18 protein-coding genes and 1 pseudogene are annotated in these 21,273 nt (G+C 67.5%); 14 read left to right on the top strand and 5 right to left on the bottom strand.

Annotated features, from left to right (window positions below; all coding sequences use genetic code 11):
* Positions 1–335: 335 nt before the first annotated feature.
* The 5 genes from ACO1P8_RS25035 to ACO1P8_RS25015 are packed head-to-tail and all read right to left on the bottom strand — an operon-like array spanning position 336 to position 7,223.
* On the bottom strand, positions 336–719 hold the full coding sequence (locus tag ACO1P8_RS25035) for a DUF4150 domain-containing protein (RefSeq protein WP_094843698.1): 384 nt from the start codon (positions 717–719) through the stop codon (positions 336–338).
* Positions 720–735: 16 nt separating this feature from the next.
* Positions 736–1,788 (bottom strand): pentapeptide repeat-containing protein, encoded by a 1,053-nt coding sequence (locus ACO1P8_RS25030; RefSeq protein ID WP_486298530.1) that lies wholly within the window; start codon positions 1,786–1,788, stop codon positions 736–738.
* A complete protein-coding gene (locus ACO1P8_RS25025) occupies positions 1,785–4,433 on the bottom strand; it encodes a DUF2169 domain-containing protein (RefSeq protein WP_486298529.1) in 2,649 nt (882 codons plus the stop codon). Before ACO1P8_RS25025 ends, ACO1P8_RS25030 begins: the two co-directional genes overlap by 4 nt.
* 4 nt (positions 4,434–4,437) lie before the next feature.
* Complete coding sequence (locus ACO1P8_RS25020; protein ID WP_486298528.1) at positions 4,438–4,836, bottom strand: hypothetical protein; 399 nt, start codon at positions 4,834–4,836, stop codon at positions 4,438–4,440.
* Entirely contained in the window at positions 4,836–7,223 is a 2,388-nt protein-coding gene (locus ACO1P8_RS25015) for a type VI secretion system Vgr family protein (RefSeq protein ID WP_486298527.1), read from the bottom strand. The genes ACO1P8_RS25020 and ACO1P8_RS25015 overlap by 1 nt, the downstream gene beginning before the upstream one ends.
* 520 nt (positions 7,224–7,743) lie before the next feature.
* Between ACO1P8_RS25015 and tssA the strand changes: the two genes are divergently transcribed.
* From tssA to tssJ, 14 genes and pseudogenes are all read left to right on the top strand, one after another.
* Positions 7,744–8,802: a type VI secretion system protein TssA gene (gene tssA / locus ACO1P8_RS25010; protein WP_486298526.1), complete on the top strand. Its 1,059-nt coding sequence runs from the start codon at positions 7,744–7,746 to the stop codon at positions 8,800–8,802.
* 32 nt (positions 8,803–8,834) lie between these two features.
* On the top strand, positions 8,835–9,407 hold the full coding sequence (tssB, locus tag ACO1P8_RS25005; RefSeq protein ID WP_486298525.1) for a type VI secretion system contractile sheath small subunit: 573 nt from the start codon (positions 8,835–8,837) through the stop codon (positions 9,405–9,407).
* 14 nt (positions 9,408–9,421) lie between these two features.
* Positions 9,422–10,924, top strand: a complete 1,503-nt coding sequence (gene tssC, locus ACO1P8_RS25000) for a type VI secretion system contractile sheath large subunit (protein WP_486298524.1) — start codon at positions 9,422–9,424, stop codon at positions 10,922–10,924.
* Positions 10,925–11,157: 233 nt separating this feature from the next.
* Positions 11,158–11,646 (top strand): Hcp family type VI secretion system effector, encoded by a 489-nt coding sequence (locus ACO1P8_RS24995; RefSeq protein ID WP_176464094.1) that lies wholly within the window; start codon positions 11,158–11,160, stop codon positions 11,644–11,646.
* A 5-nt stretch (positions 11,647–11,651) separates the two neighbouring features.
* Positions 11,652–12,476: pseudogene (locus ACO1P8_RS24990) on the top strand (type VI secretion system accessory protein TagJ).
* On the top strand, positions 12,466–12,990 hold the full coding sequence (gene tssE, locus ACO1P8_RS24985) for a type VI secretion system baseplate subunit TssE (RefSeq protein WP_486298523.1): 525 nt from the start codon (positions 12,466–12,468) through the stop codon (positions 12,988–12,990). Before ACO1P8_RS24990 ends, tssE begins: the two are co-directional and overlap by 11 nt.
* A complete protein-coding gene (gene tssF, locus ACO1P8_RS24980) occupies positions 12,990–14,891 on the top strand; it encodes a type VI secretion system baseplate subunit TssF (protein WP_486298522.1) in 1,902 nt (633 codons plus the stop codon). Before tssE ends, tssF begins: the two co-directional genes overlap by 1 nt.
* 32 nt (positions 14,892–14,923) lie before the next feature.
* Complete coding sequence (locus ACO1P8_RS24975; RefSeq protein WP_486298521.1) at positions 14,924–15,583, top strand: DUF3540 domain-containing protein; 660 nt, start codon at positions 14,924–14,926, stop codon at positions 15,581–15,583.
* Positions 15,558–16,679: a type VI secretion system baseplate subunit TssG gene (gene tssG, locus ACO1P8_RS24970; protein WP_486298520.1), complete on the top strand. Its 1,122-nt coding sequence runs from the start codon at positions 15,558–15,560 to the stop codon at positions 16,677–16,679. Before ACO1P8_RS24975 ends, tssG begins: the two co-directional genes overlap by 26 nt.
* Entirely contained in the window at positions 16,676–17,200 is a 525-nt protein-coding gene (locus tag ACO1P8_RS24965) for a DUF2778 domain-containing protein (RefSeq protein ID WP_486298519.1), read from the top strand. Before tssG ends, ACO1P8_RS24965 begins: the two co-directional genes overlap by 4 nt.
* Complete coding sequence (locus ACO1P8_RS24960) at positions 17,187–17,588, top strand: DUF2195 family protein (RefSeq protein ID WP_486298518.1); 402 nt, start codon at positions 17,187–17,189, stop codon at positions 17,586–17,588. The genes ACO1P8_RS24965 and ACO1P8_RS24960 overlap by 14 nt, the downstream gene beginning before the upstream one ends.
* Before the next feature lie 119 nt (positions 17,589–17,707).
* Positions 17,708–20,338, top strand: coding sequence for a type VI secretion system ATPase TssH (gene tssH, locus ACO1P8_RS24955; protein WP_486298517.1), 2,631 nt, complete (start codon positions 17,708–17,710; stop codon positions 20,336–20,338).
* Positions 20,338–20,718 (top strand): TssQ family T6SS-associated lipoprotein, encoded by a 381-nt coding sequence (locus tag ACO1P8_RS24950; protein ID WP_486298542.1) that lies wholly within the window; start codon positions 20,338–20,340, stop codon positions 20,716–20,718. Before tssH ends, ACO1P8_RS24950 begins: the two co-directional genes overlap by 1 nt.
* Positions 20,715–21,254, top strand: a complete 540-nt coding sequence (gene tssJ, locus ACO1P8_RS24945; RefSeq protein WP_486298516.1) for a type VI secretion system lipoprotein TssJ — start codon at positions 20,715–20,717, stop codon at positions 21,252–21,254. The genes ACO1P8_RS24950 and tssJ overlap by 4 nt, the downstream gene beginning before the upstream one ends.
* Positions 21,255–21,273 lie beyond the last annotated feature (19 nt).

Genomic DNA, 21,273 nt, shown 5'->3' with positions numbered 1-21,273 from the left:
GGATGGTGCCTGTCAGGGCCAGCCCGTTGCGGCCGCGCGAGGGAATGCGGAGGGAGGACGGCCGGGCAAAAAACCCGCAAGAAAACCACCGCCACTTCGGCCGCCGTACGAGGATGACAACGCGGGAGTGCGGCGCGGAGGCGCCGGACCGGCTCCTCCGGGCTGGCCCCGACAGGCACCACCCCCGGCGGACGGCATCAGCAAAATACCCGCCAACAGTAACGATCAACGGACCGGAATCAGCAACACACCCGCGGACAGCACCCGATCTACGCACGTCATGGAAACCGGCACCCAACTGCGTTATCGACGGACGCGATTCAGCCGATCCAGCGTCAAGGCGCCAAAACAACCACCTTGGGCTGCGGAGAAAACACCTGCATCCCCACGGTATTGATGGTGTTCTGCACCGTCAGGCTCGTCATCCTAACAATCGGCGTACCCATCACCAGAACCGTGAACGCCCCCGTCATATATCGCGAACTGCCCATGAAAGTCTGCGATATCAGCCCGCCGCCCACGCCCGCCGTATCCCCCAAGGTGATCGGCACCGGTGTCGCCATGTTGTGTACCGGTGCCGCCAACAGCAGCACATTCCACGCAATCGGCACTCCCATGCTGGAGGTTGCCACATCCACATGAGGAATCGGCGGAATAGGCGTCTTGCACACATCGGGAAACCCCAGCGCCACCCCCGGCAATTGGCATACGGCCAGCATGTTCGCCCTCCTCGGTTCAAGTTTTGCCCGCCGACCACAGCTCGGCTTCCAGCAAAGCGGCATCGTTCTCGATGATGCCCGTGCGTTGCGACACTCGCGTACCGTCCTGGATCGCGCGATGAAACCGCGTCCGCAGAAAGCGCGCCTCGCGCAGATCCGCATCCGTCAGGTCCGCGGTGGAAAAATCGGCGTCCACCAGGCTGGCATGCCGCAAGTCCGCGCGCGCGCCCCGGGCCCGGTGGAACACGCACAGATTCAGGCTGGCGCCCTGCAGATCCGCATCGTCCAGATTCGCGTCGGCCCAGATCGCGCCGTCGAAATGCGCGCCGCGCAACACCGCCCGCGTCAACTCCGCCTGGGGGAACAGGCACTGCGGCCCCGCCGCGCCGACGAAGCGTGCCTCGCGCAGCGACGCCCCCTTGAAATTCGACTGTCGCAACTGCGCACCGCTGAAGTCCGCCCCGTCCAGCTTGCTATCGGTGAACTGGCACAGCGTGAAATGCCGATCGGCGAAGCGATGCCCGCTCAGGTCGCATTCGATGAACATCGCACTCTCGCCGCTCGTACCGGCCAGCATCGTGCGGCGCAGGTCCAACTGATAGAACGTCACAAACGATAGCACCGTCCCCGTCAAATCCGCGCCCTCCAGCTCCGTCTTCGCGAACATCGCCCGATCCAGCCGGGGAATGCGCAGGTCCGCGTCGCACAGGCGCACCGCGTGGAAACTCGAACGGTCCAGCATCGCGCCAGCAAAGCGCGCACCGGTCAGGTCGGACTCGCTGATCATCGACTGCCGCGCCATCGCCCGGCTCAGGTCGGCCTCGCGCATCGAACTCAGCACGATGCGCGCCTCTTCCAGCCTTGCATCCGACAGATCGGTGCCATCGAACCGGCAATGCGTGAACTGGCTATCGTCCAGCCGGCAGCCGGCCATCCGCGCGCCGCTGAAATCCACCTCGTCGAAAAAGCCGCCGGCCAGATCCAGGCCGCGCAGATCCGCGCCGCGCAGGTCCGTGCTCTCTACCACTTCGCCATGGCGCACCTTATCCAGCAAGGTATCGGGATTCATGCCGCGCGCTCCGTCACGCGCAACGGGAAGCGCTTGACGCCCGCCGTATAGGCGCCCTGCGTGCGGGTGGAGGCATCCATCAGCGCCTGTGACACATCGGCGCGGAACAGATTGGCCTGCTCCAGGTCGGCATCGCGCAGCGTTGCCTTCGACAGGCTGGCTTCGATCAGGTTCGCCCCGCGCAGCGACGCCGCCTCGAAATCCGCGCGCACGAACAGGCTGCGCGGCGCGCGAATGCGCGATAGGTCGGCGTTGCGCAATCCGCACTCCGACAGGTCGCAGGCTTCCAGCGTTGCGCCGGCGAAGCTCGCCCCATCCAGGGACGCTCCGCGCAGGCTGCTGTTGCGCAGCGTGGCGCCCATGAAGCGGGCGGAGCGCAAGTCCGCGCCGCCGGCGAAGGCACTGGCCTGCACGTCGGCGCGCGCGAATGTCGTCAGGCCGGAAAACAGGCACTTCGTATAGCCCACCCGTGTCAGGCGTACCGAGCTGAAATCGCAGTCCTGCAAGGCGCTCTCCATGTAGGCACACAACTCGAACGTCGCGCCGACGAACGCGCACTGTTCGAGGATAAGGTTCATCCCGGTCCACTGGGACCATCGCGTACCGGCGAAGTCGCAGGCGCGCAGCAGCGCCTTGAACCAGCGTCCGCCCTCGATGCGGGCCTCGCGCAGCGCACATGCATCCAGCACGGCTTCGTCCAGCCGGGTATCGCCCAGGCGCGCGCCCTGGAAGTCGGCGTCCCGGCCACGCACTTTGCCCAGGTTCGCGCGATCGAAGCAGGCCTGCCGGGCGGAGGTGCGGATGAATCGCGCCGATACCAGCACCGCGCCGGTGAAATCGCAGCCATCCAGGCGTGCGTCCGTCAGGTCGGCGCCCGCCAGGTCCGCGCCACGGAAGTCCATGCCGCTCAGGTCCATGCCGGAGAGATCCGCCCCGGCCAGCGGCCATCCGCGCGCGTCCCGGCCGGCGGCCGCGCGCTCCTGCAGGCGGCCGCGGGTACGGCGGGCGCGATGCGGGGGCATGGGAGGCGGTGCGGCGAAATGCTGGGCGGCATTCAGGTAGCCGCTGCGCGCCATCGCATCCAGGCCGGCACCGTCGGCACGCGCGGCATCGCCGTTCCTTCCCTGTCCGCCGGCGTCCGGCGCGCTTCCGATGCCCGGGCCGCGCATCCAGGGCTGCGCGCGCGCCGCGCGCAAATGCCGCCGCAGCGCCGCCGGGTCGAAGGCAGGCGCCGGGGTATCGGGGTCCAGGCCGCTCAAGCCGGCCATGTCGACGCCCGCCACCGCCGCGAGTCCGTCCAGTTCGCCGTCCGCGCGCACCTGGGCCAGGGCGCCTTCGCCGCGCCGCGAAGCTTCCAGCTCACGTTCCATGCGCAGGATGCGCTCGGGCAGGTCGGACAGCGCGGGAGCGCTTTCCTCCGCTTCCAGCGGCGGCAGATAGCGTTCCGGATCCAGGCCTTGCGCCAGCAGCTCCGCCCGCGCACCGGCATGGCGGCGCTCGGCGCCGGCCCGCAGGTTGCGCCGCGAGGGCCGCTGGGGCGCTTCGCCACCGCTGCTGTCCAGCCAGGGCGCGCATAGATCGCGCGGCACCAGATCCTCGTCCAGCAATGCATACAAGGCGCCGCGCCGGGGATCCAGCCGGCGCGCCATCACCGATTCGTAGTGTGCGAGCTCCCGCGGCGCGCCGGCTGCCTCCAGCGCCGGCAGGATGAAACGGACGTCGGCGGCGTCGTCCTCGCGCACGGGCATGCCGCCATGCCATATGAGGACAACCCGATCGCGGTGCGGGAAGAACCATGCCGTCGACAAGGCCAGCGGCACTTCCTGCAGCAGCGTGCCGTCCTCCCGCACGCTGGCGAAACAGCGCGCGCGCCAATCGGGCAGGCGGCCGCGCACGACCTGGCGGTCCGGATGCATATTCCAGATCTCGTAGGCCGCACCGGCCAGGGCCGCATCGGGATCGGCGGCCCATTGGTCCGCCGGCGCGGACTGGAAGAACCGCGTATCCATGTCGGGCGCGAAGCCCGGGTAGTCGTTCTCCAGCCAGTTCTGGTCGTAGCAGCTGCCCATATGGCGTGCGCGCTGCGGCCAGTCCATGCCCAGCGCGCCATAGCCGGCGGGCTCCGGACGCTGCGACGGACTCGACATGCGCTCGTGCGGCGATTCGATGTTGGGCAGCGGGCGCACCCGCACGCCGTTGACGGTCTCGTCCACCGCGCCGCGACCCAGCGGGTTGCCGGCGACGCCGGGGCCGCCGTAGGCACGGGCCCAGTCCAGGCGCATCGCATCGAAAGGCCGCGCCGCGTCCGGCCGGCCATCCACCCAATAGCGATCGCCGAAAACCAGCAGCGGCTTGTCGACGATGCCTTCGACCTTCAGGCGCACCGCGCAGGCGGCTGGGTCCTGCTGATGGCGCGTGTAGGCATAGCCGCTGGCCAGAACCTCCGGCACCGGTTTCGGCATGCCGGTATCCAGCACACCGCCCGCCTCTTCGCCGGCCAGGGTCCACAGCTCCTGCTCGGGCAACAGGCGCGGCGTATCGCCGAGTTCGGCGAGGGCCAGCACGGCGATGCCCAGCGTATCGCGGCGCTGCCAGCGATAGGGCCGCGTAAGCACACTCAGGCGGAACGGCTTCACGGTCTTCACGGCGCTACTCCGTGCGCTGGTCGATCGCAACCTCGCGGGTGGCCGGATCCACCCGCACCCGCACGAGGCGGCCTTCGGCGAAATCGCTCAGACGCACCGGGGAAACCGGCACGCGCAGCGTCGTATCGAAGGGCGGCATGCCGTCCTGGGCTTCCACATGCAGCGTGATATCGATAACGAAAAACTTGACCGCGCCCAGGCGGGTACCCGTATCGACGGTGCGTATGACCGCCGCCGTGCCGGCGCGGCCGCGATCGCGCACCTCGTCCTGGCGCGCGACCTCGGCCGCGTCCTGCGAACGGCGGCGCAGCTCGCCGCGCAGCATGAAGCCGACCTGCACGACCGACAACAGCAGCACCAGGATGACCACCCAGGCCCATCCAGGCAGGCCCCACGTCGCCATCACAGAATGCTCCACAAGCCGACCATGGACTGCTTCAATCCGACCTGCTGCGCTTTCACGGCGTCGAAGGCATAACTGGAACCGGACGTGCGGTATGACGCCAGGGCGCCGATATTGCTGATGGCGGAGTAATTGGTGAAGGAAACATTCAACATGACGGTCGTCCTATACAGCGCGATGCGGCCGACGCCGATCTCGGCCTTGAAGCCGGCCAGCGAGAGGCCGTACGGGGTAGTGCTGAACCATTGCCCATGCGCCATGTTCTTGACCTTGGGCGCGTCCAGGACAATGGCGGTCGGCGTTTTGAGCGTGACATCGGCATTGCCGTGCACGTCCACGGTAGAACTCGTGGATTGCACCAGCATGGCACCCTGGGATTTGACATCCATGGCGCCGCCGGTGGACTCGACGCGGATCTTCTGCGGCGCGGTGGCCTCCAGGCCCTCGCTGGTGGAAGTAAGCACGACCTGGCCTTTGGCCTGCGCGGTCAGCGTGCCGGCCTGCACGTCGTGCATGGCATCGCCGCCCGTTACGGTGATCGTTTCTCCGGTTTTCAATGTCTCGTCGAACGGGCCGGTGATTTCCCGCGTTTCGCCGCTGGCGGCGACCGTGGTCTTCAAGCCGTTGTCGAACTTCTCTTCCATCAACCCGCTCTTCACGTGCACCGTGCGCGACGCCTTGACGGTATAGTCCTCGTGGCCGGTCACGTCCACCGTACGGGACTGGCCGACGGTCAGCTTGTCCGTACCGGTCACGTCGATATCGCGGTTGCACAAAACACGCTTGACGTCATTGCCGCCGATGACCGTGCTCCGGTGGCCGTCGGTGTGGTGCAGTTCGTCGCACTCGACCTCGGTATGCAGGTTGCGCTCCGCATGCAGCCAGATGCGCTCCGCGCCGGCACGGTCCTCGAACATGAAGGCATTGGCGGTGGCCGGTGTGCCGTTCTTGGATCGGCTCAGGAAGCCGCTCTGCGTGGCGTTGTCGGGCAGATTCCAGGGCGGCATGTTGTTGGCGTTGTAGACGCGGCCGATAACGATCGGCCGGTCCGGCTGGCCGCCGATAAAGTCCACCACGACTTCGTCGTTGACGCGCGGTAGCTGGATGCCGCCGAACCCGCCGCCGGCCCACGGACTGGAAACGCGCACCCAGCACGAGCTGTTCTCGTCTTTTTTCCCGTAGCGATCCCAGTGGAACTGCACTTTTACGCGGCCGAGGTTATCCGTCCAGATTTCCTCTCCCTGCTTGCCAACCACGGTTGCCGTCTGCGGACCGTGGGTGCGCGGGATCGGCGTCACGCGCGGCGCGCGGAACTGGACGGAGGACGGCAGCACGACGAAGTCGATATCCAGGGTGGCGGGATCGCCCGTGCCGGTGGTGTAGGAAGCCTCGCGCATGCGGTAGTAAGCGCCGACCACCAGATACTCGCGGTTCTCGGCCTGGCGCGGATGATTGCGCAGCGTGAACAGGTGGCCGGGCGACACCCCGCGGGCATTGCACGAACCGCGGCTTTCCTCGCGCTGGCACTGCAACGACTCCAGGCGCACGCGCGTGTAGTGCTCCGCATCTTCCGGGTTGGTGTAGCCACCCTGCCACTCGTACATTTCCAGGTCGCCGTTGTCATGGCCGCCGGGATTGTTGCGGCGGGCTTCCAGGCTGGCGGCGGGCGTCAGGGGATGGTAGTCGGTGGTGGCGAAGGCGCCGGGCGTGATCTGTTCGACCAGCTCCCATTCGTAGATGTAATCCTCGCGCGGCACGGCATTGCGGTCGGGCCCGTAGTAGGGAATGGCTTCGTAGCCCGGCACCGGCTCGTGCTGCGTCACGTCGTCGGCCAGGACCAGCGTGTGCTTGCCCTCTTCGTGGCGGAACCAGTAGTAGATGCCTTCGTGCTCCATGAGCCGGCTGACGAAAGCGAAGTCGGTCTCCTGGTACTGCACGCAATACTCCCAGGTGCGATAGCTGTCGACCAGCTTGAATTCGACGGGGTATTTGTAGTCCTTGAGCACCTCGCGTATCACATCGGGCACGTTTTTATTCTGGAAGATCTTGCTATCCGAGGTTTGCGTCAGGTACCACAGCCACGGCCGCAACGTCGCGCGATACAGGTAATAGCCGCCGCCGTCGGTATCGCGCCCGACCAGCACGCAGCGCGTGATCTCGCCGCTCAGAAAGCGCGGCGTGCCGCCGGGCGTTTCGATTTCCAGCGACATGGGCTTGCCCAGCAGCGCCTTCATGTCCAGGGTGTAGGACTCCGCCACCAGGTCGACGTCGAACTCGAACAGCTGCGACATCGTTTCCGCGCCATGCATGGCGCGAAAGCGCAACTGATCGGCCGGCAGCGGCGTATGCGCCTTGATGATCCGATCGCCATCCACCATGCGGTCCATCGCTTCTCCTCGAGAGCCGGCGTGCGCGGCCGTCCTTGTGTCGTTGTTCTGGAAAGCCGCGCGAACGCAGTATGTGCCTGTGAATCGCCGCACCATCGTTGCCGATGCGCGAGACGGGCGATTCTAAACAGCTTGCAAGAACAGTAGAAGTCGGCTCACATGCCTTTGTCCTTTTTACTAATTCGAAATACATCGACACCTTTACATGTTAGCGAGTGTTGGAATCCAAAATTCCAAGTTGTTACCAGCATTTGTATGAACCTAGTGACTAGCCCGCGATCTACGTAAGTTTCATTACAGGACGTCAATTTTCGAGCGGCGAAAATGTTCGAAACTTTTCTTGGGTGTTAAGTATTCGTAAGAAAAAACAGTGTCTGTGAGTTGCAATAAACAGACCAATCCGACTGCATAGAATGCGCATTCCGTGACGAGCAACACGGGCCGAAAAGATCCGGAACGGACAACGGGTCGCGTGTGCCGGCAACGCCCCCAACGAGGGCAACGCCCTATAACTATGACCATGGAATTCGCCGAAATACTGAGCACGCTCGATCCTCGGCTGCCTTGCGGGGAGGATCTGGAGTACGACGCGGACTTCCTGCGGCTGCAGCAATCGGCCGCGGAGCGCAGCGAACAGCAGTTCGGGACCACCATCATCCCGGCGCAGGCGCCCGATTGGAGGGAGGTCGAAAAGCAGGCGCTGGGCTTGCTCGAGCGCACGCGGGATATCCGCGTCGTCAGCCACCTCTCGCGGGCCTGGACCGAGACGCGCGGGCTGCCCGGCTATGCCGACGGCCTGACCCTGTGCGCCGACGCGCTCGAACGCTACTGGGACGCGGTGCATCCGCGCCTGGACAGCGTGGGCGAGAACGACCCGCTGCCTCGCGTGAATGCACTGGCGTCGCTGGGAGACGTGCAAGGATGCGGACGCAGCGCGCGTTCCGCCGCCCTGCTCGATGGCGTGCACGGCAAGCTGAGCCTGCGCGACGCGGAGTCCATCCTCGACGGCAGCCGCGCGCAGAGCGACGCCTATCCCGGCGGCCGCTCCCGGCTGGTGGAACAGTTGCGCCAGGCCTGGCTGGCCGGCGATCCGCGCCTGGCCGGCCTGGTGGCGGCCCGGCGAGCGCTGCGTCGCATACAGGATCTGGTGGCCGCCAGATTGGGCGGCGAATGGATGCCGGACTACGCGGCGATCCTGCGCGGCATGGATATCGTCGCGCAGGAGCTGGACGACGGCGCCCCGCGTGCCGGTGAGCGCGCCGAAGCCGATAACGAAGAAATCGCCGCCGATGCGGATGCGGGCGCGCAGCCACGCGCGGCCGGCGGCATCGCCGAAGCCGCCGTGCGCTGGCAGGACGCCCAAATCCATACGCGCGACGAAGCGATGGCCATGCTGACCAAGGTCTGCGCCTATTTCGAAATCCACGAGCCCGGGCATCCGGCACCCTATGTCATCCGGCGGGCGCAACAGCTGATACCGCTGAGCTTCCACGACATCATGCGCAACCTGGCGCCCCAGGGCCTGGAGCAGTTCGAACTGCTCCTGCCCCGGGATGCCGATGGCAGACCCGCGCCCTGACCCACCGAATCCAGCTCTACCAGGAGAATCGCATGGCAACCACTCTGAAAGGCAGCGGCCAGAAATTCATCGCGCGCAACCGCGCGCCCCGCGTGCAGATCGAATACGACGTCGAGATTTACGGCGCCGAACGCAAGGTGCAGCTGCCTTTCGTGATGGGCGTGCTGGCCGACCTGGCCGGGCGGTCCGATACGCCGCAGCCGGATATCGCCGAACGCAAGTTCCTGAGCATAGACATCGATAACTTCGACGAGCGGATGAAGTCCATCCGGCCGCGCGCCGCGTTCCAGGTTGCCAACACGCTGACCGGCGAAGGCAATCTGAACGTGGATATCACCTTCGAGAGCATCGACGATTTTTCGCCCGCCACGGTCGCCCGCAAGGTGGGCGCGCTGAACGAACTGCTCAATGCCCGCACCCAGCTGGCCAATCTGCTGACCTATATGGACGGCAAGACCGGCGCGGAAGAGCTGATCGGCAAGGTGCTGGAGGACCCGGCGCTGCTGAATGCCCTGGCCGCCGCGCCCAAGCCGGCGGACCCCGCGGGCGACTCCGCCGCCAAGGGCAACCAACAGACCCGCGCCGACGGCGACGCGAACCAATGACGATGGAGAACGCCATGACCGCAACGGCACAACGCGCGGCGCAACGCGCCGATGAAGCGCTGGAGGCGGACGACCTGTCCGGCCTGCTGAAAAAGGAGTTCAAGCCCAAGACCGAACAGGCCCGCGAGGCGGTCGAGCATGCCGTGCGGACCCTGGCGCACCAGGCGCTGCAGAACAGCGGCGTCGGCCTGTCTTCGGATGCCTACCGCACGATCCAGGCGATCATCGCCGAGATCGACCGCAAGATGTCCGAGCAGATCAATCTGGTCATGCATCACGCCGACTTCCAGCAACTGGAAGGGGCGTGGCGCGGCCTGCACTACCTGGTGTCCAACACCGAGACGGACGAACTGCTGAAGATCAGCGTGATGTGCATCTCCAAGCAGGAGCTGGGCCGGACGCTCAAGCGCCACAAGGGCGTGGGCTGGGATCAAAGCCCCATCTTCAAGCGCGTGTACGAGGAAGAGTACGGCCAGTTCGGCGGCGAGCCCATCGGCTGCCTGGTGGGCGATTACTACTTCGACCACAGCCCGCCCGACGTCGAGCTGCTGGGCGAAATGGGGCGCATCGCCGCCGCGGCCCACTGCCCTTTCATCGCCGGCGCATCGCCGAACGTCATGCAGATGGATACCTGGCAGGAGCTGGCCAACCCGCGCGACCTGACCAAGATCTTCACCAACACCGAGTACGCCGCCTGGCGCAGCCTGCGCGAATCCGAGGACTCGCGCTACATCGGCCTGGCCATGCCGCGCTTCCTCGCTCGCTTGCCCTACGGGGCGCGCACCAATCCGGTGGACGACTTCGATTTCGAGGAAGACACCGACGGCTCCAACCACGACCGCTATACCTGGGCCAATTCGGCCTACGCCATGGCGGCCAACATCAACCGCTCCTTCAAGCTGTACGGCTGGTGCACGTCGATACGCGGCGTGGAATCGGGCGGCGCGGTGGAGAACCTGCCCTGCCATACCTTCCCGACCGATGACGGCGGCGTCGATATGAAGTGCCCGACGGAGATCGCCATCAGCGACCGCCGCGAGGCAGAACTGGCGAAGAACGGTTTCATGCCGCTGGTGCACCGCAAGAACACCGACTTCGCCGCCTTCATCGGCGCCCAGTCGCTGCAGAAACCGCACGATTACTACGACGCGGATGCCGCCGCCAATGCCAAGCTGTCCGCGCGGCTTCCCTATCTGTTCGCTTGCTGCCGCTTCGCCCACTACCTGAAGTGCATCGTGCGCGACAAGATCGGTTCCTTCCGCGAACGCAACGACATGGAGCGCTGGCTGAACGACTGGATCATGAATTACGTCGATGGGGATCCCGTCAACTCCTCCCAGGAAACCAAGGCGCGCAAGCCCCTGGCCGCCGCCGAAGTCCAGGTGCAGGAGGTCGAGGACAACCCCGGCTACTACGCCGCCAAGTTTTTCCTGCGGCCGCACTATCAGCTCGAAGGGTTGACGGTGTCGCTGCGGCTCGTGTCCAAATTGCCCTCGCTCAAGCAGAACGAGGGCTGACTGGACCGCTACGCCACCGTGCCGCGCCGGGGCGGCCGAGCCTTGGGCACGGCCCGCCGCGGTAGCGGCGCGGCACGGATGGCCTTACGTCCCAGGGCTGCGCATCCGGCATGGCCGGATGCCGACCGAAGGCGCTTTTCATCGCCGGTTCCGCCGGGTTTTTCTCGTGCAGAAGGCCCGCGGCGTGGCTTTTTCCAAGCAGGACTGGCTGGACCTCAAATCAGGAGAAGCAAGTGGCTGTTGATATTTTCATGAAGATCGATGGCGCCAATGGCGAATCGAAGGATGCCAATCATAAGGATTGGTCCGATGTGCTGTCGTTTTCCTGGGGTGCCACCCAGCCCGGCAATCTGTCGAGCGGCGGCGGCCTGGGCGCGGGCAAGGCAAGCTTCAACGACCTGCACGTGGTGGCGCGCATCGACAAGGCCGCCCCGGCGGTGATGAAGCATTGCGCCAGCGGCAAGCACCTGAACATGGTGCAGCTGTCCATGTGCAAGGCCGGCGGCACCCAGATCGAGTATTCCAAGATCACCCTGGAAGACGTGCTGGTGTCCTCCGTGCAATTGTCCGGCGATGGCGGCTCGGACGCGGGCGTGATCGCCAACTTCGCTTTCCAGGCCGCCAAGGTCAAGCAGCAATACTGGGAGCAGACGGACCAGGGCGGCAAGGGCGCCGAAACGCTGGTCGCCTGGGATATCAAGCAGAACAAGGAAGTCGGCTGATACCCATGACCGAGACCGCCGTTTCCTTTCACACGGGCAGCCTCGCGACGCACATGGACACGGCGGTCGCGCGGATCCGTCGCCAACCCGGGGACGCGGATGCGCGCGCCCGGCTGTTCCAGTTGCTGGCCGTGCAGGGGGAATGGGAACGCGCGGTCGAACAGCTCAAGCTGAGCGCCGAACTGAATCCGCAGGCCGCGCCGACGGCCTTGATGTACGACCGCGCGATCGCGGCCGAACGGCAGCGCGAAGCCGTCCTGGCGGGGCAGGCGGAGCCGGCCGTGCCGGGGCCCCGCCCGCCCTGGCTGGAGCGTCTCCTGCAAGCCCTGCGGCACGACGCCACGAACGCCCTGCATGCCGCGGCGCTGCGCGACCAGGCGCTGCAAGAGGCCGAGCCCCTGGCCGGCACGCTGGAACATGCCGGCGATACCGAGCCGCTGCGGTTTCCGTGGATCTGCGATGGCGACAGCCGCCTGGGGCCCGTCTTCGAGTTCATCCAGGGCGAACATTACGCGTGGCTGCCCTTTTCCTATCTGCGCCGGATACGGCTGCTGCCGCCGGAAACGCTGTGCGACATGATCTGGGCGCGCGCCGAAATTACGCTGGCGGGCGCACGCGTGCTGCATGCGCTGGTGCCGGCGCGCTATCCGGCGCCCGTGGGCCGCCGCATGGCGGACCAGGACTAGCGCCTGCGCCTGGGACGGCTGACGCAATGGGAGCCGCTGCACGGCGAGAGCTACACCGGCCTCGGCCAGAAGATGTGGCTGACGGACCAGGGCGAGTACGCGCTGCTGGATATCCGCGCGGTGGAGCATGCCGATGGGCCATAGCGACGCCAGGGCGCTCACCGCGCGCGACCGCCTGCAACCCTCGCTGCTCGATCGCCTGCTGGACGACGAACCCGGCAAGCGCGAGGAGCCGCGCGAATCCTCGATGCTGACGCACGCACAGTTGCGGGAGGTCGTGCTGCGCGACCTGCGCTGGCTGTTGAATACGGTCAACCTGGAGACCACCGACGACCTCGGTACGCACCGGTACGCCGCCGACTCGGTGGTGAACTACGGCGTCCGCGCGCTGGCGGGCAAGCGCATGTCGGACATCGACTGGATCGACGTCGAGGACTCGATCCGGCGCGCCATCGCCGCCTTCGAGCCGCGCATCCTGGATTCCTCGGTGGAAGTGCGCTGCGTGACCGATACCGGCACGCTGGAACACCACAATGTGCTCAGCCTGGAAATCAAGGGCATGCTGTGGTGCGTACCCCATCCCCTGGAATTCCTGTTCCGCACCGATATCGATCTGGAAAGCGGGCACATGGACCTGCGCGACCTGGGAGGCTATTGATGGACGGCCGGCTGCTGGACTACTACAACCGCGAACTGGTCTACAAGCGCGAGATGGGCGCGGAATTCGCGCGGCAGTACCCGAAGGTCGCCGGCCGCCTGGGCATGAACGCCACCGAGGTCGCCGATCCCTACGTGGAACGCCTGCTGGAAGGCTTCAGCTTCCTGACCGCACGCATCCACATGAAGATGGATGCGGAGTTCCCGCGCTTCTCGCAGCGCCTGCTGGAAGTCGTCTACCCCAACTATCTGGCCCCCACGCCGGCCATGGCGGTGGTGCGCTTCGAACCCAGCATGAACGAAGGCACGTTGGCACGCGGATTCGACCTGCCGCGCGGCACGCTGCTGCGCGGCAAGGTCCCGCGCGGCGAGCAGACGCCGGCGGAGTTCATGACCGGCCACCGCCTGAAGCTGTGGCCGCTGCGGGTGGTGGAGGCGTCCTTCGGCCCGCCGCCGCCCGACCTGCCGTTGACCCGGCTGGGCCTGGGCGGGCGCGGGCAGCGTGTGCTGAGCGCGCTGCGCATTCGCATCGAAGTCTGCGGCGGCCTGCGCCTGGAAGACCTGGACCTGGACCAGTTGGTGTTCTATCTGAACGGCCAGGACCTGCAGATGCAACGCCTGCTGGAGCTTGTCGTCGGCAACACGGTCGCCGTGCTGGGCCACGACAGCGCGCGGCCGGTGGCCTGGATCAACCGTATGCCGGCCGGCGCGGTACGCCACGAAGGCTTCGACGACGACCAGGCGCTGCTACCCGCGGATGCCCGCGTTTTCCAGGGATATCGCCTGCTGCAGGAATACTTCGCCTTCCCGCGCCGCTATCTGTTCTTCAGCGTGAATGGCCTGAAGCAGGGACTGCGCGCTGCCGTCCCCGGCGGCGCGGCACCCGAGACGCGGGCCTTCGACCTGACACTGTTGTTTTCCGCCGCTGCGCCGGAACTGGAAGGCGCCATCGGCGCCGGGAACCTGGCGCTGCACTGCGCCCCCGTGATCAACCTGTTCCCCAAGCGGGCGGATCGCGTCGCCGTCACCGCGCGCACCTCCGAATACCACGTGGTGGTGGATCGCACGCGGCCGCTGGACTACGAGATCTACGCCATGACGCGGGTCGCCGGGCATGCGTCGGCGGATCGCCCGGAACAGGAATTCCGGCCGTTCTACGGTTCGGTGTTCAGCGATCCCGACGACTACGGCGCCTACTATTCGATGCGCCGCGAGCCGCGCCTGATCTCCGATACGGCCCGGCGCAACGGGACGCGCACCGGCTACACGGGCAGCGAGGTGTACCTGTCCCTGGTGGATCGCCACGAGGCGCCGTTCTCCGGGCAGTTGCGGCACCTGACCCTGGACACGCTGTGCACCAACCGCGATCTGGCGGTATTGCTGCCGCTGGGCACGCAGACCGACCTGACGCTGCGCATATCGGCGCCGGTGGGCGCGGTCAAGGTGCTGCACGGACCGACCCGGCCCCATCCGGCGCTGGCCGAGGATGCCGCGACCTGGCATCTGATCAGCCACCTGGGCCTGAACTACCTGAGCCTGACGGATCTGGACGAGGAAGCCGGCGCGCAGACGCTGCGCGAGATGCTGACCGTGTACGGCAACCTGGCCGATCCTGTGGTGCGCAAGCATATCGCCGGCGTGCGCCATATGCGGGTCACCCCCATGCACCATCGCCTGCCGGCGCCCGGACCCATCGTCTACGGACGCGGCGTGCGCATCGGCCTGGACGTCGACGAAGCGGCGTTCTCGGGCATCAGCCCCTACCTGTTCGGCGCGGTACTGGAGAAATTCTTCGCTCGCCATGTGTCGATCAACATGATGACGGAGCTGGTCCTGTCGACGCTGCAACGCGGCGAAGTCGCCCGGTGGAAACCGCGCATGGGGACCCGCCCCGCGGTATAGCGCACTTTGGAAGAGACGAGAGGAAAGCCATCATGACAATCGCAGCCGCCGCGCGCCGATATCCTGCCTACGATCCCGTCCATCTGCTGGGCCGCGTCGTCGCGCGCGAAGACGACGGCAGCTATCGCGTGGATTGCGACGGCCGCCCCTGGCGCGCGCAACGCGCCGCCAGTTGCCTGCTGGCGCCCGGCGTCGGCGACGACGTGCTGATCAGCGGGCCGGACCCGACGCGCGTCTACCTGATCGCGGTCATCGCCCAGGCCGATACCGGCCGCTCGCGGCTGGAGCTGCCCGGCGATGTGACGCTGGAATCCGCGCAGGGCAACCTGTCGCTGGACGGCGCCGGCACCATCAGCGTGCGCGGCGGCACCGCCGTGCGGGTCGAAACGGACGAACTGGCCCTGCACGCGCGCGACGTCCGCTGCGTGGCCGAACGCCTGCGCTACGTCGCCGCGGAGCTGCAGGCCACCGTCGGCACGACCCGCCTGGTCGGCAAGGCGTACGAGGCCGTCATGGACCGCATCACGCTGATGAGCCGCTTGAGTTTCCGCACCACCGAGGAAGTGGAACAGGTGCGCGCCGGCACGCTGGACTACCAGGCCGATCTGGCGGCGCGCGTGCACGCCAACTACACCATGGTCACCGGCGGCGAGCTGGTGAAGGTCGATGCCAAGCAGATACACATGGGATAGCGCCGGCCTGCGCGCCGCGCCCGCCGTGCTGCCTGCCGGATTCTGGCGCCGCCTGGAGGACCAGCCCTACTCGCACGATTTGTTCAACACCCTGCGCTGGATCGACGCGCGGGCGGGCGCGCGCGCGCCGCTGGGACGCGACAGCCTGCCGCGCAACGAGCCCGTCCGCCTGCGCCAGGAACCCTCCCTGGCGTTCGCGCCGTCGACGCTGGCCGCCGCGCGGGCCGCGCAAACCGGGCAGCTTCCGGAGCTGTCCATCTACAGCTTCGGCCTGTTCGGGCCCAACGGCCCGCTGCCGCTGCACCTGACCGAGCATGCGCGCGAACGCCTGCACCATCACCGCGACCGCACGCTGTCGGCCTTTGCCGACATCTTCCATCACCGGCTGATCCTGCTGTTCTACCGGGCCTGGGCGGATGCGCAAAGCACGGTAAGCCTGGATCGCGGAGAGGAACGTTTTACGCGCTACGTCGCCAGCCTGCTGCACATGGGCCAGCCCTCCATGCGGCGCCGCGACGCCGTGACCGACCACGCCAAGTACTACATGGCGGGGCACCTGCTGCGGCAGACGCGCAACCCGGAAGGCCTGAGACACATTCTGCGGGAGTTCTTCCGGTGCCCCGTGCACATCGGCGAGTTCGTGCCGCACTGGATACGACTGGAGCCGGCGCAGCGCCTGACCCTGGGCAGCGGCATGGGGCTGGGACGCGACACCGTACTGGGCGCGGCGGTGCGCGATGCGCAGCATCGATTCCGCATCGATATCGGGCCGCTGGACCTTGCCAGCTACCAGGCGTTCCTGCCGGGCGGCGCGCGCGGCCGCCAATTGATGCACTGGGTGCGCCACTACATCGGCGTCGAGTTCGCCTGGGATGCGCGGCCCGTGCTGCGTGCCAGCGACGTGCGCGGCGTGCGCCTGGGGTCGCCCCAGCCGCTGGGCCTGGCCGCGTGGCTGGGGCAGCGCCGGCCCGCGCAGGGCCATGCCGGCGATCTGCTGATCGATTACGAAGCCCGCGAGCGGGCCGCACGGGACGCCAGTCGCGCCCGCGCCGCCTGGGCGGCGCCCAACCCTGAAACCGAGGAGACCATGCAGTGAGGCACGATATGTTCTACGACGGCCAGGTCCTGGACTGGCCCGGCCACGGCAAATTCCGCGCCAGCAGCGGCCTGCCGGGACATCAGTTGCCGGACGAATATTGCGCCGGCGATAGCGGCCCGATTCCGCCCGGCTACTACAAGCTCATGCTGGCCGACCGCGGCACGGCGCAGGACGACGGACGCAATGCCTGCGCCCTCAAGCCCGCCTGGGGCATGCAGGCGATTCCGCGCGGAACCGCGGCCGGTGAATGCGAGCCGTACTGGGCCAACTGGGGCTGGAACCGCGCCCGCATGGAGCCTGCCGACGAAACCACGCGCCGGCGCTGCGCCCCCGCGCGCGGCGGCTTCTACCTGCACGACTCCATCAAGGGGTACAGCCACGGGTGCATCGAAGTGGAAGGCCGCATCTTTCCCCTGCTGCGTACCTACGTGCGCAGCAGCCATCGCCAGGCCATGATCCTGCTGGTGCAGTACGTACCGGGCCAGGCGACCTACGGAGGCACGCGTGTCCAGCCATAGCGCCAACACTTTGCTTGCCCTGGCCGCCGGCGCCGCGATGCTGGCCTTCGGCGGCGCGCCCGCGCGGGCGGCGGGTACCGTCACCGTGGACAACGGCCTGCGTGCTTGCGTCGCGATCCAGCCGGGCACGCGCACCGTCGAACACGGCGTGCTGCTGCAGGGCGTCGCCCTGGACGTGCGCAAGCCGATCGCCGAATGCGGCTGCAAGTCCGCCATCGCGAGCTACACCTCTAGCATCGTCCTGGATAACGATAGCCGCGTGCTGCTGCTGGCAGGCCGCCTGAACGCGGGCAAATCCGGCCAGCGCACGCTGCCGCTGGCCAGCGACGCGACGCTGGCGGGCGACCGTCCGATCGCCCTCTCCTTCGAATGCGCGCCGCCGGAATGAGTCCTCGCGCGCGACCCGGCGCCCGGCGTGCCGTCACACCCCGCGACGCGCCGCCCCCCTCCGGGAATGGCACGGGCTGAAAACACGCATGCAATCGCTATCCTGACGCAAAGGCATCCATGTCAGACATAGGCCGTATCGATCTCTTCGGCAAACTCGATCCCCTGCTTTACCAGGGCCTGGAAAGCGCGACCGCGTTCTGCAAGCTGCGCGGCAACCCCTATGTCGAACTGGTTCATTGGGTGCACCAGCTGCTGCAGCGCCAGGACGGCGACGTGCAGCGCATCGCTCGCCGTTTCGAGCTGGATCCGGAACGCCTGCAAGCGGATCTGACGGGTGCGCTGGAGCAACTGCCGCGCGGCGCGGGCTCGGTATCCGACCTGTCGGAACATATCGACCATGCCGTCGAGCGGGCGTGGATACTGGCATCGCTGCGCTACGGCCGCGCCCGCATCCGCGGCGGCCACCTGATGCTGGCGCTCGTCAAGACCTATGCGCTGCGCAACGTGCTGCTGGGCATGTCGCCGCAGTTCGCGCGCATCGTGCCGGACGTGCTGCTGGACGAGCTCGATGCCATCGTGGCGGGCTCGCCCGAGGACGCGGCCGAGCCGGCGCACGCCGCCGGGGGCGCGGCGGACGGCGCGGCCGCGCCCGGTACCCGCGGGCAGGCCCTGGCGCGCTATGCCGTCGACCTGACCGCGCGCGCGGCCGCCGGCGAGATCGACCCGGTAACCGGCCGCGACGAGGAAATCCGCCAGATCGTCGATATCCTGATGCGGCGGCGGCAGAACAATCCGCTGCTGGCCGGCGAGGCCGGCGTGGGCAAGACGGCGGTGGTCGAAGGCCTGGCCCTGCGCCTGGCGGCGGGCGACGTGCCGCCCGCGCTGCGCCACGTCTCGCTGTACCTCCTGGACCTGGGCCTGTTGCAGGCCGGCGCCGGCGTCAAGGGCGAGTTCGAACAGCGCCTGCGCGCCATTATCGATGACGTCCAGGCCAGCGAAAAACCCATCGTGCTGTTCATCGACGAAATCCATACCCTGATCGGCGCCGGCGGCGCGGCCGGTACGGGAGACGCGGCCAACCTGCTCAAGCCCGTGCTGGCACGCGGCCAGCTGCGCACCATCGGCGCCACCACCTGGTCCGAATACAAGAAGTACATCGAAAAAGACCCCGCCCTGACGCGCCGCTTCCAGGTCGTGCAGGTGCACGAGCCGGGCGAAGCGCGCGCGCTGGACATGCTGCGCGGCCTGGCCGGCACGCTGCAGCGCCATCACAAGGTGCTGCTGCTGGACGAAGCCATCGAGGCCGCCGTCAAGCTCTCGCATCGCTATATCCCCGCGCGCCAGTTGCCGGACAAGGCCGTGGCGCTGCTGGATACCGCCTGCGCGCGCGTCGCGGTCAGCCAGCATGCCGTACCACCCGCGCTGGAGGATGCGCGCCGCCGCATCCAGATCCTGGAGATCGAACGGGACATCGCCGGCCGCGAAGCCCGCCTGGGCATCGGCCCGGAGGCGCGCATCCTCGACCTGGACACGCGGCTGGCCGAGGCCCGCGATGCCGAAGCCGTCCTGGCGTCGCGCTGGGAAGAAGAACGCGTACTGGGCGCCAGCCTGCTGGCCTTGCGTGCCGGCCTGGACGAGACCGCCACGCCGGCGGACCGCGGCGCGGACCTGCGCGGGCAGCTCGCCCGCGCGCAGGATGCGCTGGCCAAGGTACAGGGCGATGCCCCCATGGTGCATCCGGCCGTCACCGCCGCCGCCGTGGCCGCGGTGGTCGCGGACTGGACGGGCATCCCGGTGGGCCGCATGGTGCGGGACGAAGCGCGCGCCGTGCTGGACCTGGCCGCCACGCTGGAGCGCCGCGTCATCGGCCAGCGCCACGCGCTGGATACCGTGGCGCGCCGTGTGCAGACCTCGCGCGCGCGCCTGACCGATCCGGGCAAGCCGGTGGGCGTATTCCTGCTGTGCGGGCCCAGCGGCGTCGGCAAGACGGAAACCGCGCTGGCGCTGGCCGAGGCGCTATACGGCGGCGAACAGAACCTGATCTCGATCAACATGAGCGAGTTCCAGGAACCGCACACCGTCTCGACCCTGAAAGGCGCCCCGCCCGGCTACGTGGGCTATGGCGAGGGCGGCGTGCTGACCGAGGCCGTGCGGCGGCGGCCGTACAGCGTGGTCCTGCTGGACGAGATCGAGAAAGCCCACGCGGACGTGCACGAGATCTTCTTCCAGGTTTTCGACAAGGGCTGGATGGAAGACGGCGAAGGGCGCCACATCGATTTCCGCAACACCATCATCCTGCTGACCTCCAATGTGGGTGCCGACCTGATCGCGCGGCTGTGCCGGGATCCGCAGCTGGCTCCCGATGCCGACGGCCTGGCATCCGCGCTGCGCGAGCCGCTGTTGCGCGTATTTCCCGCCGCGCTGCTGGGACGCCTGGCGGTGGTGCCCTATCTGCCCTTGAGCGACGCCATGCTCAAGGGCGTGGTCGATCTGCAGTTCGGCCGCATCCGCCGGCGCCTGATGGACAACCACGGCATCGCGCTGACCGTGTCGGCGCGCGCCACCGCCCTGGTCGCCGAACGCTGCACGGAAGTGGAATCCGGCGCGCGCATGGTCGACGCGATCCTGACCAACAGCGTGCTGCCGCGCATCAGCCACGCACTGCTATCCGCCTCGACGCAGGAGCACGGCATCGGCGCCATCGCACTGGATGCCGCGGACGGCGAATTCACCTACGAGTACGCATGATGAAGAAGTCCTCCTTCCTTTCCGTCCTGCTGGCCGCGTCCGCGTCGATCGCGGGCTGCGCGACGACCAGCCCCGCGCAACGGCAGGCCCTGGCCCAGGTGCGCGAGCAATACCTGGCCGGCGACTACGGCGGCGTGATCCGCACCGTGGCGACGTCGGAGACCCTGGCCGAGGCGCCGGACGCCACGCGCGTGGAAGCGCTGAAGCTGCAGGCGTACAGCTATTGCCTGACCCAATACACACAGCTGTGCCAGGACGGTTTCGTGCGCATCCTGCGCATCGAACCTGCTTTCCAGCTGCCCTCCACGGAGGCGGGCCATCCGATGTGGGGCCCCGTATTCCGGCACGCGCAGGAGATCGTACGCGGGGGCGCGGCATGAAGCGGGCCGGATCGATCCTGCGTGTCCTGGCCGCCGCGGGCCTGCTCGGCACGGCAACGCTGGCCGGGTGTTCATCGACCGCGCGGCAAGTCCCCATCCCTTACGCCATCGTCCTGACGGCGGATCCGCGCGTCAATCCCGATGTGAACCAGCGCCCCTCGCCCATACAGGTCACCGTCTACGAATTGAAATCGCCCGGCACGTTCGAATCGCGCGATTACTTCTCGCTGCAGGGCGATCCGCAGGCCGCGTTGGGCAAGGACCTGCTGAATACCGACCAGGTCATCGTCAAGCCCGGCGAAACGCAGACGCTGGAGCGCCCCGGCAGCCCCGACGCGCGCGTGGTGGGCATCGTGGCCGGCTACCGCGATCTGGAACACAGCCGGTGGCGCCTGGTGATCCCCCTGCCGGAGGCGCAGAACACCAATATCTACAAGGTCTGGCAGTTCTCTCCCAACGAAGAAAAAATCCAGATCGCCGTGGGCACCAAAGGCCTGTCGGAGACCGAGCGCGACCGATCCTGGTGGCCCTTCTGAGCGATAACCCTGAATCCTA

The sequence above is a fragment of the Bordetella sp. genome (assembly GCF_057362025.1).
This window is presented reverse-complemented; position numbering and strand designations above follow the sequence as displayed.

Bases quoted from the DNA above. Each gene is read 5' to 3' on its own strand.
- ACO1P8_RS25030 (WP_486298530.1), bottom strand. From the start codon at position 1,788: ATGAATCCCGATACCTTGCTGGATAAGGTGCGCCATGGCGAAGTGGTA.
- tssG (WP_486298520.1), top strand. From the start codon at position 15,558: ATGCCAAGCAGATACACATGGGATAGCGCCGGCCTGCGCGCCGCGCCC.
- ACO1P8_RS25020 (WP_486298528.1), bottom strand. From the start codon at position 4,836: ATGGCGACGTGGGGCCTGCCTGGATGGGCCTGGGTGGTCATCCTGGTG.
- ACO1P8_RS25015 (WP_486298527.1), bottom strand. From the start codon at position 7,223: ATGGACCGCATGGTGGATGGCGATCGGATCATCAAGGCGCATACGCCG.
- tssC (WP_486298524.1), top strand. From the start codon at position 9,422: ATGACCGCAACGGCACAACGCGCGGCGCAACGCGCCGATGAAGCGCTG.
- ACO1P8_RS24975 (WP_486298521.1), top strand. From the start codon at position 14,924: ATGACAATCGCAGCCGCCGCGCGCCGATATCCTGCCTACGATCCCGTC.
- tssB (WP_486298525.1), top strand. From the start codon at position 8,835: ATGGCAACCACTCTGAAAGGCAGCGGCCAGAAATTCATCGCGCGCAAC.
- tssF (WP_486298522.1), top strand. From the start codon at position 12,990: ATGGACGGCCGGCTGCTGGACTACTACAACCGCGAACTGGTCTACAAG.
- tssA (WP_486298526.1), top strand. From the start codon at position 7,744: ATGGAATTCGCCGAAATACTGAGCACGCTCGATCCTCGGCTGCCTTGC.
- ACO1P8_RS25035 (WP_094843698.1), bottom strand. From the start codon at position 719: ATGCTGGCCGTATGCCAATTGCCGGGGGTGGCGCTGGGGTTTCCCGAT.
- tssJ (WP_486298516.1), top strand. From the start codon at position 20,715: ATGAAGCGGGCCGGATCGATCCTGCGTGTCCTGGCCGCCGCGGGCCTG.
- tssE (WP_486298523.1), top strand. From the start codon at position 12,466: ATGGGCCATAGCGACGCCAGGGCGCTCACCGCGCGCGACCGCCTGCAA.
- tssH (WP_486298517.1), top strand. From the start codon at position 17,708: ATGTCAGACATAGGCCGTATCGATCTCTTCGGCAAACTCGATCCCCTG.
- ACO1P8_RS24950 (WP_486298542.1), top strand. From the start codon at position 20,338: ATGAAGAAGTCCTCCTTCCTTTCCGTCCTGCTGGCCGCGTCCGCGTCG.